Below are 17,137 nucleotides of genomic sequence, written 5' to 3'. Positions count from 1 at the left end.
TTAAGATAATTGACATCATCCAAGCGGCACGGAGGTTCCCTTGCACATCGCCGATGTCACCATGTTTCACGCCCCCGCCAGCGGCGGCGTTCGTACCTACCTTCAGGCCAAACATCGCGTCTTTTCCCGTTACCCTGAACTGCGCACCAGCCTGCTGGTCCCGGGCGCGGAACGGGACAGTCTCGGCGACCAGCACACCCTGCCGGCGTTTCGCCTGCCCCTTGGCCAGGGCTATCGCTTTCCCCTGCGGTCTGCTCCCTGGCGCAATGCATTGGTAGACCTGCGCCCCGACATCATCGAGGCAGGCGACCCCTACGTGACCGCCTGGGCAGCGCTCGAGGCAGGCCAGCAGTTGGGCGTGCCCGTAGTCGGGTTTTATCACTCGGACCTGCCACGCTTGATGGGTGACCGCTTTGGACGGCACGTACGCCAGCGCTTGATTCGCTACGTGAGCCGCCTCTATGGCCAGTTTGACAGTGTGCTGGCGCCCTGCCAGGCCATGGCGGACCGTCTGCGGGATTGGGGCGTCGAGCAGGTGCGTGTTCAGCCGCTGGGCGTCGACCTCAACCACTTTCATCCCACTCATTACGATGCTGAGTTTCGCGCCAACATGGGCATCCCCCCGCATAAAAAGCTGCTGGTTTTCGTCGGCCGTTATTCCCGGGAAAAGAATATCGATGTACTGCTGGCCACCATGCGCAAGCTGGGCGGCGGCTATCACCTGCTGCTGATGGGCCCGGGGATGCCCCACCAGGTCCCCAGCAACGTCACCGTGGTGGACCGCTGTTGCGGCGCGCACGAGGTCGCCAAGGCACTGGCCAGCAGCGACGCCCTGGTGCATGCCGGTACGCGGGAAACCTTTGGCCTGATCGCCCAGGAAGCCATGGCCAGCGGCATTCCGGTAGTGGCCGCCAGGGCCGGGGCACTGGCCGAGAACGTTCCCCTCGGCGCGGGCATTCTTTGCCGCCCGCTGGACCCGGCCGCCATGGCCGATGCCTGCGAAGCGCTGTTCAGTAACGACATTGCCGCCAGCGGCCGTTATGCGCGCCGCCATGTGGAACGTCATTTCAACTGGGATAGCGTGATGGATGCCCTGCTGGCGCACTATGAAAGCCTTACCGACATCGCCCTGCCCCATGCGCTCCCCCAACCTCGCTAAACCCGGCAGCGGACGTCGCTGGCGGTCGCTGCCTATCGCAATGATCGTTCTGGCCCTGGGGTTACCGCTGTTGCTGACCACCTGGATCGGCGGCAGCGACGCCTGGCAGCGAGTCGGACAGTTCCCGCTCGGCATCCTGCTGCTGATGCTGACGCTCGCCGCGCTATGCTGGAACCTGAACGCCGCGCGGCTGCGTTTGATGTTGGGCGGCCGGGCAGGCGCGCTCGGCCAGCGTGGTGCCCTGGGTATTGAGCTGGCCTCCAAATTCGCCCTGTGCGCCACGCCAGGCGGCAGCGGCGGTGCCGCCACGCTGCTGGTGCTATTGGCCCAGCGCGGGCTGCCGCCTTCCAAAGGCAGTGCCGTGTTTCTGATCGACCAGGGCTGCGACATGCTGTTTTTTCTCAGCATGCTCGGCGGGCTGGTGCTGTGGTCGTTGATTGGTGATGTGCACTGGCCGCACCAGGTGCTGGTCCAATCAGCTTTGGCGGGGCTGGTGATCGTCGCCACGCTGGTCTGCCTGCTGATCTACCATCTGCCACGCTTATTGCGCGCGCAGCGCTTCAGGCTCACCTGGCTCAGCCGTTACCGGCGGCGACGGCTTGCGCGAGGCTTTTTGGGGTTTCGTCAGGCACTGAAGGTAACCCTGGCGTTGCCGCGGACTACCCTGCTTGCGATGATGGCGCTGACCACCGCGCACTGGCTGATGCGCTACAGCCTGCTTTACCTGGCTGTGCTGGGCGTCGGCGGCAACATCGATTGGGTATGGACCTTTCTGACCCAAATGCTGGCCATGGCGGCCAGCCAGCTGAGCTTTTTGCCCGGCGGTGCCGGCGCCGCGGAAGTCGGCGTGGGCTCGCTGCTGCTGCCATTGATGGCCGCTGAACAGGCCGCCGCTGCGGTACTGATCTGGCGACTGGTCAGCTACCATCTTTATCTAGCCGCTGGCGCGCCGTTTTTTCTCAGCTACGGATTTCGCTTGTTCAGGCGTAACGCCTCAATCGATGGCTACCTCCCAGAGACAAAAAAAGAGCACCCGTAGGTGCTCTTTTTTCATATCAGGCGCGTATTGTACACACCAGACGACGTAACCGTTTACCAGCCAGTCACTGCTTTCAGCGCGTCACCGATTTCCGCCAGGGAGCGGACGGTTTTAACACCGGCGTCTTCAAGGGCAGAGAACTTCTCGTCAGCGGTGCCTTTACCGCCAGAGATAATCGCGCCCGCATGGCCCATACGCTTGCCGGGAGGTGCTGTCACACCGGCAATGTAGGCCACGACAGGCTTGGAAACGTTGGCTTTGATGTAAGCCGCTGCTTCTTCTTCCGCCGTGCCGCCGATTTCGCCGATCATGACGATGGCTTCGGTTTTCGGGTCTTTCTCAAACATCTCAAGGATGTCGATGAAGTTGGAGCCCGGGATCGGGTCACCACCGATGCCGACACAGCTGGACTGACCAAAGCCATGATCAGTGGTCTGCTTGACCGCTTCGTAGGTCAAGGTACCCGAGCGCGATACGATGCCAACACGGCCAGGCTGGTGAATGTGACCCGGCATGATACCGATCTTGCACTCGCCCGGCGTAATAACGCCCGGGCAGTTCGGTCCGATCAGGCGAACGCCCAGCTCGTCACACTTCACCTTGGCTTCGAGCATGTCAAGCGTGGCAATGCCTTCCGTGATGCACACAATCAGCTTGATACCGGCATTGGCCGCTTCAAGGATTGAATCTTTGCAGAACGGTGCCGGTACATAGATCACGCTGGCTTCGGCGCCGGTTTTCGCTACCGCTTCTTTCACGGTGTTGAAAACAGGCAGACCCAGGTGCTCCTGGCCGCCTTTACCCGGCGTTACGCCGCCGACCATCTGGGTACCGTAGGCAATCGCCTGCTCGGAGTGGAACGTACCCTGGCCACCGGTAAAGCCCTGGCAGATGACCTTGGTGTTCTTGTCGATCAGGATGCTCATTACTTGCCCTCCGCCGCTTTAACGACCTGCTGAGCCGCGTCGGTCAGACTGGTAGCCGCGATAATGTTGAGACCGCTAGACGCGAGTTTCTCGGTGCCTAGCTCGGCGTTGTTACCTTCCAGACGCACCACGACCGGGACGTTGACACCCACCTGCTCAACGGCACCGATGATGCCTTCAGCGATCATGTCGCAACGGACGATGCCGCCGAAGATGTTCACCAGTACGGCCTTGACGGAGTCATCAGACAGAATCAGTTTGAAGGCTTCTGCAACGCGCTCTTTGGTGGCACCGCCGCCAACATCGAGGAAGTTGGCCGGCTTGCCGCCGTTCAGGTTGACGATATCCATGGTGCCCATGGCCAGACCAGCGCCGTTGACCATGCAGCCGATGTTGCCATCCAGCGCCACATAGTTGAGCTCCCATGCAGCCGCTTCAGCCTCACGCTCGTCTTCCTGAGACGGATCGCGCATTGCCTGCAGATCCGGGTGACGGTAAAGCGCGTTGCTGTCGAGGCCAAGCTTGGCGTCGAGGCAGTGCAAGTTGCCCTGGTCGGTGATGACCAACGGGTTAATTTCAAGCAGCGCCAGGTCTTTCTCATGGAACAGCTTGGACAGCCCCAGGAAAATCTTGGTGAACTGCTTGATCTGGTCGCCGGAAAGGCCCAGTGCAAAGGCCAGTTCACGCGCCTGGTAAGGCTGTGCGCCGACCAGCGGGTCGATCTCGGCTCTGAGAATCTTTTCGGGCGTTTCTTCGGCGACTTTCTCGATCTCTACGCCGCCTTCGGTAGAGGCCATGAAGACCACGCGGCGGGTCGTACGATCGACAACGGCACCCAGATACAGCTCGTCGGCGATATCAGTGCAGGTTTCGATCAGAATCTTGGAAACTGGCTGGCCGTGCTCGTCGGTCTGGAAGGTCACCAGGTTTTTGCCCAGCCACTGCTCGGCAAACGCCTTGGCATCAGCCGGGTCTTTAATCAGCTTTACGCCGCCCGCTTTACCACGACCACCTGCGTGCACCTGGGCTTTGACCACCCACATGTCGCCGCCGATCTTTTTACATGCGTCTTCAGCTTCTTCGGGAGTGTCCACAGCAAAGCTCTTGGACACGGGTAGACCATAATCGGCAAACAGCTGTTTGCCTTGATACTCGTGAAGGTTCATCGATTCATGCCATTGGTTGCATGTGACTCGAACGATGATCAGTTTCCTTGAAAGAACTGTCATCCCCGTGCTTTCGATCTCTGTTTTTCAAACCGCGTCGAAAAGACATGGCCGAAAGCTTTGCGCCACCCTGGGGTGGCGCTTTTTTGTTACGGCGTAATTTACTTACGCTTTTTGCGGTTGGCCATATGGATCGCGTGGCCTTCAACCGCGAGCGCCGCTTCATGCACCGCTTCCGACATGGTCGGGTGAGCGTAGCACGTCAGCGCCAGGTCTTCGGCACTGGAACCGAATTCCATGGCAATCACGCCTTGAGCAATCATCTCACCGGCGTGCTGGCCAACGATGTGCATGCCCAGAATACGGTCGGTTTCCGCATCCGCGATGATCTTGGCATTGCCTTCGGTGGCGTTGTTGGCCATCGCACGGCCACTGGCCGCGAAGGGGAAGCTACCGGTTTTGACCTCGATACCTTTCGCCTTGGCTTCTTCCTCGGTAATCCCGACCCAGGCGACTTCCGGGAAGGTGTAGATCACGTTGGGGATGGCGTCATAGTTCATCTCGGCCTTATGACCGGCGATGATATCCGCCACCATGATGCCTTCTTCAGAAGCCTTGTGCGCCAGCATCGGGCCGCGAACGCAGTCACCGATGGCGTAAACGCCCGGAACATTGGTGCGGCACTGATCGTCAACGAAGATGAAACCACGCTCGTCAAGCTCGATGCTCACCCCATCGGCAATCACGCCTTTGGTGTAAGGACGACGACCCACGCTGACAATCAGCTTGTCGAAGGTCATTTCCTGTTCGCCGTCGGCGTCGGTGTACTTGACGGTAACTTCGTCGCCATTGGTTTCCGACCCGGTCACGCGAGCACCCAGCTTGATGTCCAGGCCCTGCTTCTTGAGCAGCTTCTGGGTCTCTTTGCTGATGGCACCGTCGACCATGGGCAGGAAGGAATCCATGGCTTCCAGTACGGTGACTTCGGAGCCCAGGCGATTCCACACGCTGCCCAGCTCCAGGCCGATAATGCCGGCACCAATCACGCCCAGACGCTTCGGCGTTTCAGTGAACTCAAGCGCGCCGGTGGAATCGACAATCAGCCCTTCAGTCAGCGGCGTCGGGGGAATTTCCACCGGCACCGAGCCCGCCGCCACGACGATATTATCGGCGTCGTAGGTGGTGGCCTTGCCGTCCTTATCGGTCACTTCCACTTGTTTGCCGGAAATGACTTTACCAGTGCCGTCGATAGCGGTGACGCCGTTGGCCTTGAACAGACCCGAGATGCCGCCGGTCAAGTTCTTAACAATCTTGTCCTTGCGGGCCATCATCTTTTTGACGTCCATGCTGACGTCACCGGCCTGGATACCCAGGTCGTCGAAATCGTCTTTCGCTTCAACGAACTTGTGCGATGCTTCGAGCAGCGCCTTGGACGGGATACAGCCGACGTTCAGGCAGGTACCGCCATGTACGACGTTACCTTCCTTGCCGATCCATTTTTCGACACAGGCGGTTTTCAGCCCGAGTTGCGCCGCACGGATGGCCGCTACATAACCACCGGGGCCGGCACCAATAACGATCACATCAAACTTGTCAGCCATGTTGGCTCCTTTAGCTTGGGTGCCTCCTCCCTTTTGGGGCAGAAGGCAGGGTGCAATTGAACGTGAGTATGTGACAGGTCGTTATGACCCTTACACGTCCAGCAACAGGCGTGCGGGATCTTCCAGCAGCTCTTTCATGGTCACCAGGAATTGCACGGCATCTTTGCCGTCAATCATGCGGTGATCATAGGAAACCGCCAGGTACATCATCGGGCGAATCTCGACCTTGCCATTGACCGCCATGGGGCGTTCCTGAATCTTGTGCATCCCCAGGATGGCGGTTTGCGGCGGATTGATAATCGGGGTCGACATCAGCGAGCCGAAGATACCGCCGTTGGTGATCGTAAAGGTACCGCCCTGCATTTCATCGATGCCGAGCTTACCGTCACGGGCACGCTTACCGAAGTCGACGATTGTCTTCTCGACATCAGCGATTTTCATGCTGTCGGTATCGCGCAACACCGGAACGACCAGGCCGCGAGGAGTCGAAACGGCAACGCCGATATCCTGGTAGCCATGATAGACGATGTCGGTGCCATCGATGGAGGCGTTGACGTCCGGGAAGCGCTTGAGCGCTTCGGAAGCCGCCTTGACGAAGAAGCCCATGAAGCCAAGCTTGGTATCGTGTGCTTTGAGGAAGGTGTCCTTGTACTGAGCACGTAATTCCATCACGGCTGTCATGTCCACTTCGTTGTAAGTGGTCAGCATGGCAGCCGTTTGCTGAGCCTCAACCAGGCGCTTGGCGATGGTTTGACGCAGACGGCTCATCGGCACACGTTTTTCTGGGCGCTCACCTTCTACCGCGGGGGCAGTGGCGGCTGCCGCAGCACCTTTAGGCGCTGCAGCGCCGCCGGACGTTTTCTTGGCCGAGCCTGATTTAACGGCTTTCTGCACATCCTCTTTCAGAATGCGGCCGCCCTTCCCGGTGCCTTCGATCTTGGCAACGTCCAGGTCGTGCTCCGCGACCATCTTGCGTGCGGCAGGTGCGAGGATCTTGTCGCCGACTTTTTCATCGGCGCCATCGTCACCGCTACTTTCGGCCTTCGCTGGCTTGGCATCATCGCCGCCGCTGCCTTCGCCACCGGCCCCTTCGGTGAAGGTTGCCAGTACCGCTTCTGATTCAACCTGGCTGCCTTCTTCGGCCTTGATCTCGGACAGGGCACCATCGGCCGGGGCAACAACTTCAAGCACGACCTTGTCGGTTTCGATATCCGCCAGCACTTCATCGCGCTTGACCGCTTCGCCGACTTTCTTGTGCCAGGTCGCAACCGTACCTTCCTGTACCGACTCCGGGAAGCTAGGCGCTTTCACCTCATGCTGCTTGCCACCACCGCTATTGCCGTCGGCTTTCTTGGCTTCTTGCTCGTCGTCAGATTTTTCTGCCGACTTTTCAGCGCTTTCATCGCCAGACGATTTCGCTTCTTTCTGGCCACTGTCGCCAGAGGCTTCGCCTTCACCGATTTTGCCCAGCACCTGCTCGGACTCGACGGTATCGCCTTCGTCAGCCATCACGTCGGTCAGGGTACCCGCTTCCGGTGCGACGACTTCAAGCACCACTTTGTCGGTTTCAATCTCAACAATCAGCTCGTCACGCTCAACGCTGTCACCCGGCTTCTTATGCCAAGCGGCAACAGTGCCTTCGGCAACAGATTCCGGAAAGGTTGGCGCTTTGATCTCGGTAGCCATGTCGTTTCCCTTATGTGTTCTCTAAATCCGGTGGGCGCTTAAAGATTAAACGCGTCTTCCACCAGCTGGCGCTGCTGTTCAGTATGGACGGACATATAACCCGCTGCCGGAGCAGCAGAGGCCGGGCGTCCTGCGAATTTCAGATCACGTCCCAGGCCATCTTTCAGCATGTCGGCCACGGAACGCATATGGTGCTGACTGGAATACCAGGCACCCTGGTTCAACGGCTCTTCCTGGCACCAGACAATATCTTCCAACTGGGTATATGCCTGAAGGGCTTCAAGAAGCTCTTCTTTAGGGAAGGGGTAGAGCTGCTCAAGGCGCAGGATCGCCGTATCGTGACGCTCGTTCTCTGCACGCCAATTCACAAGATCATAGTAAACCTTGCCCGCACACAGGATCACACGCTTCACCTTCTCAGCCGTCAGCTCGGCCTGGTCGGCCAGTACCATATGGAACTTGCCATGGGCCAGGTCTTCGAGGCTGGAAACCGCCTGCTTGTGACGCAGAAGTGATTTGGGTGACATCACCACCAGCGGCTTGCGCAACGGGCGAATCACCTGGCGACGCAGCAAGTGATAAATCTGCGCGGGAGTGGTCGGCACACACACCTGCATATTGTGCTCGGCACACATCTGCAGGAAACGCTCCAGACGTGCGGAGGAGTGCTCGGGCCCCTGACCTTCATAACCATGGGGCAGGAGCATGGTTAAACCGCATAAGCGGCCCCACTTGGTCTCACCCGAGGAAATGAACTGATCTACCACGACTTGCGCGCCGTTGAAGAAGTCACCGAACTGGGCTTCCCAAATCACCAGATCATTGGGGGCCGTGGTCGAATAACCGTACTCAAAGGCCAACACGGCTTCTTCCGATAGGATGGAGTCGTGGATGGTAAAGCGCGGCTGACCGTCTGACAGATTCTGCAACGGCACAAAGGTGGTGCCATCTTTCTGGTTGTGCACGACCGCATGACGGTGGGAGAAAGTGCCGCGACCAACATCCTGGCCGGTAATACGCACCGGGTGACCCTGGTCGATCAAGGTGGCATAGGCCAACGTTTCGCCAAACCCCCAGTTAATCCCCATGCCGCCGGCCTGCATCTTGCGGCGATCTTCGTAAATCTTGGCGACCTGACGCTGCACATCAACCCCATCCGGGATCTCGCACATTTTCGCCGCCAGTTGCTGCAGCCGCTTCATATCGAAGGTGGTATCGGCATTGCCGGTCCACTCATGGCCCAGGTAAGGCGTCCAGTCGACGAACAACGATTTGTTAGGCTCCTGAACCAGCGCATTGGCCACGTGGTTACCGGCCACCAGGTCATCGCGGTAGGTCTCGATCATCGCCTTGGCATCTTCTTCAGACAATACGCCCTGCTCGACCAGACGTTTGGCATACAAGGTGCGCGAAGAAGGATGATCCTTGATCTTCGAGTACATCATCGGCTGGGTACCCGACGGCTCGTCGGCTTCGTTGTGGCCGCGCCGACGGTAGCAGACAAGATCGATGACCACGTCTTTCTTGAACTCCTGCCGGTAGTCCAAAGCGACCTGGGTAGCGTGGAGTACCGCGTCCGCATCGTCGCCGTTAACGTGAAAAATCGGCGCCTGAACCATCTTGGCGATATCAGTACAGTATTCCGTGGAACGCGAATCCAGCGGGTGCGACGTGGTAAAGCCCACCTGGTTGTTGATCACGATGTGAACCGTGCCGCCGGTCTTGTAGGCACGGGTCTGGGACATCTGGAACGTCTCCATGACCACGCCCTGACCCGCAAAGGCCGCATCACCATGGACATTGATGGGCAGTACTTTGCTGCCCTCTTCATCATTACGACGATCCTGGCGGGCACGTACCGAGCCTTCGACAACGGGTGCGACGATTTCCAGATGCGAGGGGTTGAACGACATGGCCAGATGGACTTCGCCGCCTGGTGACATGACGTTCGAGCTAAAGCCCTGGTGATATTTCACGTCGCCTGAACCGCGCTCGATGACTTTTTTGCCGTCGAACTCGTCGATCAAGTCAGCCGGGTTTTTACCCAGAATGTTGACCAGCAGGTTGAGGCGACCGCGGTGAGCCATCCCAATGACGACTTCTTTAGTGCCGTAACCGCCTGCCCGCTGGATAAGTTCGTCCATCATCGGTACAAAGGCTTCGCCGCCTTCCAGACCGAAGCGCTTGGTACCCGGATACTTGGACGCCAGGTAGTTTTCCAGGCCTTCGGCCGCCGTCAGGCGCTCCAGCACGTGCTTGCGCACGTCATCACTGAATTTGGGCGCACTGCGAACCGATTCGAAACGCCGCTGCAGCCAGCGTTTTTCTTCGGTATCGACAATGTGCATGATCTCGCAGCCAATCGAGCGACAGTAGGTACGATCAAGGGCATCGACAATGTCGCGCAACGGCGCCTTGTCGATACCTAGAAAGAAAGAACCAGTCTGAAACTCGGTGTCCAGATCAGCTTTTGAAAGCTGGTGGAAAGAGAGGTCGAGATCGGGAACGGGGGTGGGATTGCGCAGCCCAAGCGGGTCGATATTGGCCTTTTGATGACCTCGAAAGCGATAAGCGTTGATCAGCTGCAGGACTTTCACCTGCTTCTTGTTTTCGCCACTTTCAGCGGCAGCTACCCGGGCAGGACGATTTTCACGCCCCAACTGATAGAACTGATCACGAATAGGGCTTAGCGGGACATCGTGGGTGGCACTGCCCTCCGGGCGAGGCAACTGGTCAAAATAGTTGCGCCACTCGTCAGGGACAGATTCAGAATCGGCGAGGTACTGCTCGTAAAGCGCTTCCACGTAGTGAGCGTTGCCACCACTAACGTGAGAGGAACGCCACATCAACTCCATTATGCCTTGTTGCATTTCTCGGTCACCCTGCACTGATGGGGTGGTATCGGTATCGTCGCGTCACCGCGGCGACATCGGTATTGCCCTGCCGGCGGGGCGGGACATTTGCCGGCGGTACCGACCAGCGGCCGGAAACCCTTTTCAACTCAATTTCTTATCAGTTCATGCTCAAAAGCCGGTACTCACGGCACCGGCTTTTAAACTTGACTGGTCATATGGTGCGGCGCGTCGCCGCACCATATGACAGGCACTATGATAACAAGCGAAGCGCCACGATTTAAGTGCCATTTGTGCGCAACTTAAGTGGCATCCGCTTTTTATGCATAAAAGCCCCTTATTTTACGTGGCATCTGCCAGCAACATCTCACGAATCTTGCCAATCGCCCGTGTGGGGTTCAGCCCTTTCGGGCACACCGCCACACAGTTCATGATGCCGCGGCAGCGGAACACGGAAAACGGATCTTCCAGATCGGTCAAGCGCTCGCTGGTCGCCGTATCGCGCGAATCCGCAAGGAAGCGATACGACTGCAGCAGGCCTGCCGGGCCGACAAATTTATCCGGGTTCCACCAGAAAGATGGGCACGAGGTTGAACAGCAAGCGCACAGAATGCACTCATAAAGGCCGTCCAGCTTGTCGCGCTCTTCCGGGGACTGCAGGCGCTCAATCGCCGGTGCGGGGGTATCGTTCTGCAGGTACGGCTGAATACGCTCGTACTGCTTATAGAACAGCCCCATATCAACGACCATATCGCGGATGACCGGCAAGCCAGGCAGTGGACGCAAGGTCAGCTTGTTGCCTTTCACGACCTCGGACAACGGCGTAATGCAGGCCAGACCATTCTTGCCGTTCATGTTCATGCCGTCTGAGCCGCACACCCCTTCGCGGCAGCTACGGCGAAATGCCAGACCGCTGTCCTGTTCTTTCATCATGTGAAGAACATCCAGCACCATTACATCGCGACCCTTGGTATCGACCTGAAACTCCTGCATATAGGGTGCGGAGTCGGTTTCCGGATTATAGCGGTATATGGATACCTGAAGATTGGACATAGTGACTCCCTCTCGTTGCAGAGATTAGTAGGTACGAACCTTGGGTTCGAACGTATCAACGGTTTTCGGCTTGAAGTTGACGTCGCGCTTCTTGAGTTCTTTGGACATCGGGAAGTAGAGCGAGTGCTTCAGCCAGTTGACATCATCACGGTCAGGGTAGTCGTAGCGCGAGTGCGCACCACGGCTTTCTTTACGCTCAAGGGCCGCGATCGCCGTCGCTTCGGCCACTTCCATCAGGTTATCGAGTTCCAGGGCTTCAACACGCGCAGTGTTAAACGCATTGGATTTGTCAGGCAGATGGGCGTTCGCAATCCGACTGCGTAGCTCCTCGAGTTTCTTGACACCTTCCTGCATGTTTTTCTCTTCGCGGAAAACACCGAAAGAGGTCTGCATGATGTCTTGAAGCTCCGCCTTCAGCGCGGGGATGCTCTCGCCACCTTCTGATTCGTTCCAGCGGGTAATACGCTTCATGGCCGAGGCAATATCAGACTCAGAGGCATCCAGGTAATCAATACCTTCGTTCAGCGCACCCTCGATGAACATGCCTGCAGCACGGCCGAAGACCACCAGGTCGAGCAGTGAGTTGCCGCCCAGACGGTTGGCCCCGTGGACCGATACACACGCCGCTTCGCCGCAGGCGTATAAGCCGTTAACGATGTGGTCTTTGCCGCTTTCGTCTTGAGTGATCGCCTGGCCATGAATGTTGGTCGGGATACCGCCCATCATGTAGTGGCAGGTCGGCACGACCGGAATCGGATCTTTCGCCGGATCGACGTGGGCAAACGTTTTGGACAGCTCAACGATACCCGGCAGGCGCTTACCAAGGACCTCTTCACCCAGGTGATCAAGCTTCAGGAAGACGTGATCGCCGTTCTCGCCACAGCCACGACCTTCGAGGATTTCCATGACCATGGAACGCGCGACGACGTCGCGGCCCGCCAGGTCTTTGGCGTTTGGCGCGTAACGCTCCATGAAGCGCTCGCCGTCCTTGTTGATCAGGTAACCACCTTCACCACGACAGCCTTCGGTAACCAGCGTGCCCGCACCGTAAATACCGGTCGGGTGGAATTGCCACATTTCCATGTCCTGCATCGGGAAGCCGGCGCGCAGCGCCATACCGATACCGTCGCCGGTGTTGATCAGGGCGTTGGTGGTCGAAGCGTAGATACGCCCTGCACCGCCGGTGGCCAGTACGGTGGCTTTCGACTTCACGTGGACCACTTCGCCGGTTTCGATGCACATGGCAATACAACCGACTACGTCGCCCTCGGAATTTTTCACCAGATCCACCGCGTACCATTCGTTCAAGAACGTTGTGTTGTTCTTGAGGTTGTTCTGGTACAGCGTATGCAACAGCGCATGGCCGGTACGGTCGGCCGCGGCGCAGGTACGTGCCGCCTGGCCACCTTCGCCGAAATTTTTCGACTGACCACCGAACGGGCGCTGATAGATGCGGCCATTATCGAAGCGCGAGAACGGCAGGCCCATGTGCTCAAGCTCAAAGACCGCTTTCGGACCCTCAGAACACATGTACTCCGACGCATCCTGGTCAGCGATATAGTCGCCGCCCTTGACGGTGTCATACATGTGCCAACGCCAGTCGTCATCGGGGTCGGAAGATGCGATAGCACAGGTAATTCCACCCTGGGCAGAAACAGTGTGGGAACGCGTCGGGAATACTTTCGACAATACGGCTGTCTTCTTACCGGATTTCGCAAGCTCTAGAGCAGCGCGCAGGCCAGAGCCACCGCCACCGATGATAATGGCGTCAAAGGTCAGGCTACGTAGGTTAGACATGTATCAAGCTCCCCACAGAATTTGAATGCCCCACACCAGGTACACAAAGATGGCCAGAATGATGAGAGACTGGGCACCTACGCGAACGAAGGTGGATTTAAGATAGTCGGTCGTCACGGTCCACAGACCTATCCAGGCGTGCGCGGCTACTGAGATAAAGGCCAGCAGGGAAAAAATCCGCATCCAGGTCTGATCGAACAGCGCCGTCCAGGCGTAGTAATCCAGGTCAGGGTTGAACAGCAGATAGGCCACCATGAAAACGGTGTAAATGGCCAGCACCACCGCTGAAAAACGCTGCATCAGCCAGTCGGACAGGCCGCTACGGCCAAAGCTTGTGATGTTGGTTACCATACCCAGACTCCTGCCAGAATAATCAGAATCGCGCTTACCACCACCGTGATTTGCGCTTTTTTCACACCGCCCTCGAGCGTTACGCCTATGTTTACATCCATCAGCAGGTGTTTAATGCCCGCGACGAAATGAAACGCCAGCGCCGATAACAGGCCCCAAGCCACGAACTTGGCGAAAAAGTTATTGGCCAGGGCACTACTAACGGCATCAAAGCCTGCCGGTGAAGACAGCGATTTACCGAGTGCCCAGAAAGCGAAAATGAGGCCAACAAAGAGGATGACACCGGTGATGCGGTGTGCAATCGACGTCAATGCCGGGAGTGGAAAGTGTATCGTCGTCAGGTCTAAATTTACGGGTCGTTTGCTATTCACGGCTTATACACACTCTTATTGGCCCGCTCTGCGACAGGTCGGGCATAGCCCGAGCGGGCAGTGATTACTGGAAGGGGCTCGGCCGTTGCCAAGTCTGGCACGACCACCAACCTACCGGTCGTGCGCCAGAGATTATAAGAAGCTTAGCCCCCGCTGACAAACCGAACTAAGGCTTTACTCGACCATTGTGCAAGAAAAAACTCCGTATTGTGAGTCGATTTTGCATCGCAGCATCGCTATAGTGTCGGTAAGCAAGCTCGTTAGTAAGCAGGTTAACGTATTATCCCTGAGATAACATTTTCCGCTCAAAGCGACACGTCAACCATGGACAATTATTAACCAAGACAATACACACTGTACAAGCATACCTAGCGATAGGGCTAATTGACAAAATGACGCACGCTTCTATAGTGGGCAGGCCTTTTCGCCGGCGCGGTATGCGCAGCACCGACTTTACGTCCCAACCCGAACTCGAAAGGAGGCCAGCATGGCTGACAGGAAAGCAACATTAACGGTAGACGGTCTAGATAAAACGATCGAACTACCGATGTACTCCGGCTCACTTGGCCCAGACGTTATCGACGTTCGCGCCCTGGGTGCCGAGGGCCTGTTTACCTACGACCCAGGCTTCATGGCCACCTCTTCCTGCCAGTCTGCCATTACCTACATCGATGGTGGCAAGGGCGTGTTGCTACACCGCGGCTATCCCATTGACCAACTGGCGAAAGAGTCCAATTTCGTTGAAATGTGCTACACCCTGCTGTTCGGTGACCTACCTGACGACAAGCAGTATGCAGATTTCGAGTCGCGCATCCGTAATCACACCATGGTCCACGACCAGATCAACAACTTCTTTAAAGGGTTTCGTCGCGACGCGCACCCGATGTCGATCCTGTGTGGTGTTGTCGGCGGTCTAGCGGCTTTCTACCACGACCACATGGACATCACCAAAGAAGAAGACCGCGAGATTAGCGCTATTCGCTTGATCGCCAAGATGCCGACGATCGCCGCGATGTCGTACAAGTACAACATCGGTCAGCCGTTCAACTATCCACGCAATGAGCTGAGCTATGCAGAGAACTTCCTCTACATGATGTTCAGCAACCCCTGCGAAGAGTACAAAATCAACCCGGTGTACGCTAAAGCCATGGACCGCATCTTCATGCTGCATGCGGATCACGAGCAAAACGCGTCTACCTCCACTGTTCGCCTGGCAGGCTCAACCGGCGCCAACCCCTTTGCTTGCATCAGTGCCGGCATTGCGGCTCTATGGGGACCAGCGCACGGCGGCGCCAACGAAGCGGTACTGGCGATGCTCGACGAAATCGGCGACGAGTCCGAAGAAAATATCCAGCGCTTTGTTGATAAAGCCAAGGATAAAGACGACCCGTTCAAGCTGATGGGCTTTGGTCACCGCGTTTATCGCAACTTCGACCCGCGTGCGAAGGTCATGAAAGAGACCTGCGACGAAGTACTGGCCGAGCTGGGCATGGCAGATGACCCGCAGCTCAAGATCGCCAAGCGCCTGGAGCAGATCGCCCTTGAAGATGACTACTTCATCGAGCGCAAGCTGTACCCGAACGTCGATTTCTATTCAGGCATCATCCTGAAGGCCATGGGTGTGCCGAGAAACATGTTCACGGTGATCTTTGCGGTATCACGCACCATCGGCTGGATCTCGCACTGGAACGAGATGCTCAGCGAAAGCTACAAGATCGGTCGTCCTCGCCAGCTTTACGTTGGCCACGAGCAACGCGACTACCCTAAAAAGTAAGCCGCGTTACGCAGAGTGAAATGAGCATACAAAGGCCGCCCCAGGGTGGCCTTTTGTATTTCTGCCATCATTAATTCATAACACATCAACAATCAGGTGATTTATGGCTACGATCAAGACAGTCGCATTTATCGGTCTAGGCGTTATGGGCTATCCCATGGCGGGGCACCTTGCCAAACAAGGGCTCACCACACGTGTTTACAACCGCACCAGCAGCAAAGCTGACGCCTGGGTAAGCGAATACGGAGGCAGCGCCCACGCCACGCCTCGCGAAGCCGCCGAAGGCGCAGATCTCGTCCTGGTCTGCGTCGGCAACGATGACGATGTGAGACAGGTGACAACCGGGGAAAACGGCGTGCTCCACGGCATGGCGGACGGCAGCTTTCTGGTTGATCACACCACCGCATCGGCGGACCTGGCCCTGGAGCTTGATACCGCCTGCCGCCAACAGGGTATCGCCTTTCTCGACGCCCCCGTATCAGGCGGCCAGCAGGGTGCAGAAAAGGGGGCGCTGACCATCATGTGCGGCGGCCAACAAGCCCACTTCGATATCGTAGAGCCCGTTCTTGATCACTACGCCCGCGCCGTGACACTGGTAGGCGATGCCAGCAGCGGGCAGTTGACCAAAATGGTCAACCAGATCTGCATCGCGGGGCTGGTCCAGGGCCTGGCCGAGGGCTTGCATTTTGCAGAGCAGGCCGGCCTTGATCAGCAACAGGTCATCGATGTGGTATCCAAAGGTGCCGCGGGCTCATGGCAAATGGAGAATCGCCACAAAACGATGATTGCCGACGAATACGAACATGGCTTCGCAGTGGACTGGATGCGCAAGGACCTTGCTATCTGTTTATCCCAAGCGCGCCACTTTGACGCCACCTTGCCAGTGACTGCCCTGGTGGATCAATTTTATGCCGATGTGCAACGACTCGGCGGCGGCCGCTGGGATACCTCATCGCTGCTAAAACGGCTGCGCAAAGTGCAATAGATGCTTGACTTTTCACCCCTCTGCTAACCTCGCCAGGGTTTTCCACACTATCTGTGGATAACCCTGTTCACAACCACTAGAAAACGTCCCACAATCGCCATGATTAGCGGGGACGTCTTAAATTGGTCATTTTTTAACCTTGCGCAAGTTACTGTTTTTAAACAAATAATAATAAAACAATGATTTAGCGCACTCGCATCGCGGGGTTGTGCACAACCTGTTTCACAAAAACGCAAAAGTGGACAAGTCAAGTACAAAATACCCTGAATCAGCGTATTTTCAGCACATAATGAGGGTTATAAAACAGCGAGGCATAGACATGGGTAAGCACATCAAATGGGCTTTATAGCGCTACCAGTAAGGAAGGGATAATGCAG

At 57.3% G+C, this 17,137-nt stretch carries 13 protein-coding genes; 4 read left to right on the top strand and 9 right to left on the bottom strand.

The window, feature by feature from the left end; translation table 11 throughout:
* The first annotated feature begins 40 nt into the window (after positions 1 to 40).
* Positions 41 to 1,159 (top strand): N-acetylglucosaminyl phosphatidylglycerol synthase, encoded by a 1,119-nt coding sequence (locus QC816_RS12825; RefSeq protein WP_309782683.1) that lies wholly within the window; start codon positions 41 to 43, stop codon positions 1,157 to 1,159.
* Complete coding sequence (locus QC816_RS12820; protein ID WP_309782681.1) at positions 1,107 to 2,198, top strand: glucosaminyl phosphatidylglycerol flippase; 1,092 nt, start codon at positions 1,107 to 1,109, stop codon at positions 2,196 to 2,198. The genes QC816_RS12825 and QC816_RS12820 overlap by 53 nt, the downstream gene beginning before the upstream one ends.
* A 53-nt stretch (positions 2,199 to 2,251) precedes the next feature.
* Here QC816_RS12820 and sucD read toward each other — a convergent pair whose 3' ends face one another.
* The 9 genes from sucD to sdhC all read right to left on the bottom strand — a co-directional run bounded on the left by sucD (position 2,252) and on the right by sdhC (position 14,001).
* The gene (gene sucD, locus QC816_RS12815; protein ID WP_066317215.1) at positions 2,252 to 3,124 is read right to left on the bottom strand and encodes a succinate--CoA ligase subunit alpha; all 873 of its coding nucleotides are present in this window, start codon (positions 3,122 to 3,124) and stop codon (positions 2,252 to 2,254) included.
* Entirely contained in the window at positions 3,124 to 4,290 is a 1,167-nt protein-coding gene (gene sucC, locus QC816_RS12810) for an ADP-forming succinate--CoA ligase subunit beta (protein ID WP_066317210.1), read from the bottom strand. Before sucC ends, sucD begins: the two co-directional genes overlap by 1 nt.
* Positions 4,291 to 4,451: 161 nt before the next feature.
* The gene (gene lpdA / locus QC816_RS12805) at positions 4,452 to 5,891 is read right to left on the bottom strand and encodes a dihydrolipoyl dehydrogenase (RefSeq protein WP_309782677.1); all 1,440 of its coding nucleotides are present in this window, start codon (positions 5,889 to 5,891) and stop codon (positions 4,452 to 4,454) included.
* Between the two features lie 90 nt (positions 5,892 to 5,981).
* Positions 5,982 to 7,577, bottom strand: a complete 1,596-nt coding sequence (gene odhB, locus QC816_RS12800; protein ID WP_085917371.1) for a 2-oxoglutarate dehydrogenase complex dihydrolipoyllysine-residue succinyltransferase — start codon at positions 7,575 to 7,577, stop codon at positions 5,982 to 5,984.
* A 38-nt stretch (positions 7,578 to 7,615) separates the two neighbouring features.
* On the bottom strand, positions 7,616 to 10,447 hold the full coding sequence (locus tag QC816_RS12795) for a 2-oxoglutarate dehydrogenase E1 component (protein ID WP_085917370.1): 2,832 nt from the start codon (positions 10,445 to 10,447) through the stop codon (positions 7,616 to 7,618).
* 324 nt (positions 10,448 to 10,771) lie between these two features.
* Complete coding sequence (locus QC816_RS12790; protein WP_066317198.1) at positions 10,772 to 11,482, bottom strand: succinate dehydrogenase iron-sulfur subunit; 711 nt, start codon at positions 11,480 to 11,482, stop codon at positions 10,772 to 10,774.
* 24 nt (positions 11,483 to 11,506) lie between these two features.
* The gene (sdhA, locus tag QC816_RS12785; RefSeq protein ID WP_085917369.1) at positions 11,507 to 13,279 is read right to left on the bottom strand and encodes a succinate dehydrogenase flavoprotein subunit; all 1,773 of its coding nucleotides are present in this window, start codon (positions 13,277 to 13,279) and stop codon (positions 11,507 to 11,509) included.
* Between the two features lie 3 nt (positions 13,280 to 13,282).
* Positions 13,283 to 13,630, bottom strand: coding sequence for a succinate dehydrogenase, hydrophobic membrane anchor protein (gene sdhD, locus QC816_RS12780; RefSeq protein ID WP_085917368.1), 348 nt, complete (start codon positions 13,628 to 13,630; stop codon positions 13,283 to 13,285).
* Positions 13,624 to 14,001 carry a succinate dehydrogenase, cytochrome b556 subunit gene (sdhC, locus tag QC816_RS12775; protein ID WP_085917367.1) on the bottom strand — a complete coding sequence of 126 codons (378 nt, stop codon included), beginning with the start codon at positions 13,999 to 14,001 and terminating at the stop codon, positions 13,624 to 13,626. The genes sdhD and sdhC overlap by 7 nt, the downstream gene beginning before the upstream one ends.
* A gap of 487 nt (positions 14,002 to 14,488) precedes the next feature.
* Between sdhC and gltA the strand changes: the two genes are divergently transcribed.
* Both gltA and QC816_RS12765 read left to right on the top strand, forming a co-directional pair.
* Positions 14,489 to 15,775 carry a citrate synthase gene (gene gltA / locus QC816_RS12770; protein ID WP_085917366.1) on the top strand — a complete coding sequence of 429 codons (1,287 nt, stop codon included), beginning with the start codon at positions 14,489 to 14,491 and terminating at the stop codon, positions 15,773 to 15,775.
* A 103-nt stretch (positions 15,776 to 15,878) separates the two neighbouring features.
* Positions 15,879 to 16,760 carry an NAD(P)-dependent oxidoreductase gene (locus QC816_RS12765; protein WP_264827655.1) on the top strand — a complete coding sequence of 294 codons (882 nt, stop codon included), beginning with the start codon at positions 15,879 to 15,881 and terminating at the stop codon, positions 16,758 to 16,760.
* Positions 16,761 to 17,137 lie beyond the last annotated feature (377 nt).

The sequence above is a fragment of the Vreelandella janggokensis genome (assembly GCF_031451615.1).
GTDB lineage: Bacteria > Pseudomonadota > Gammaproteobacteria > Pseudomonadales > Halomonadaceae > Vreelandella > Vreelandella janggokensis.
This window is presented reverse-complemented; position numbering and strand designations above follow the sequence as displayed.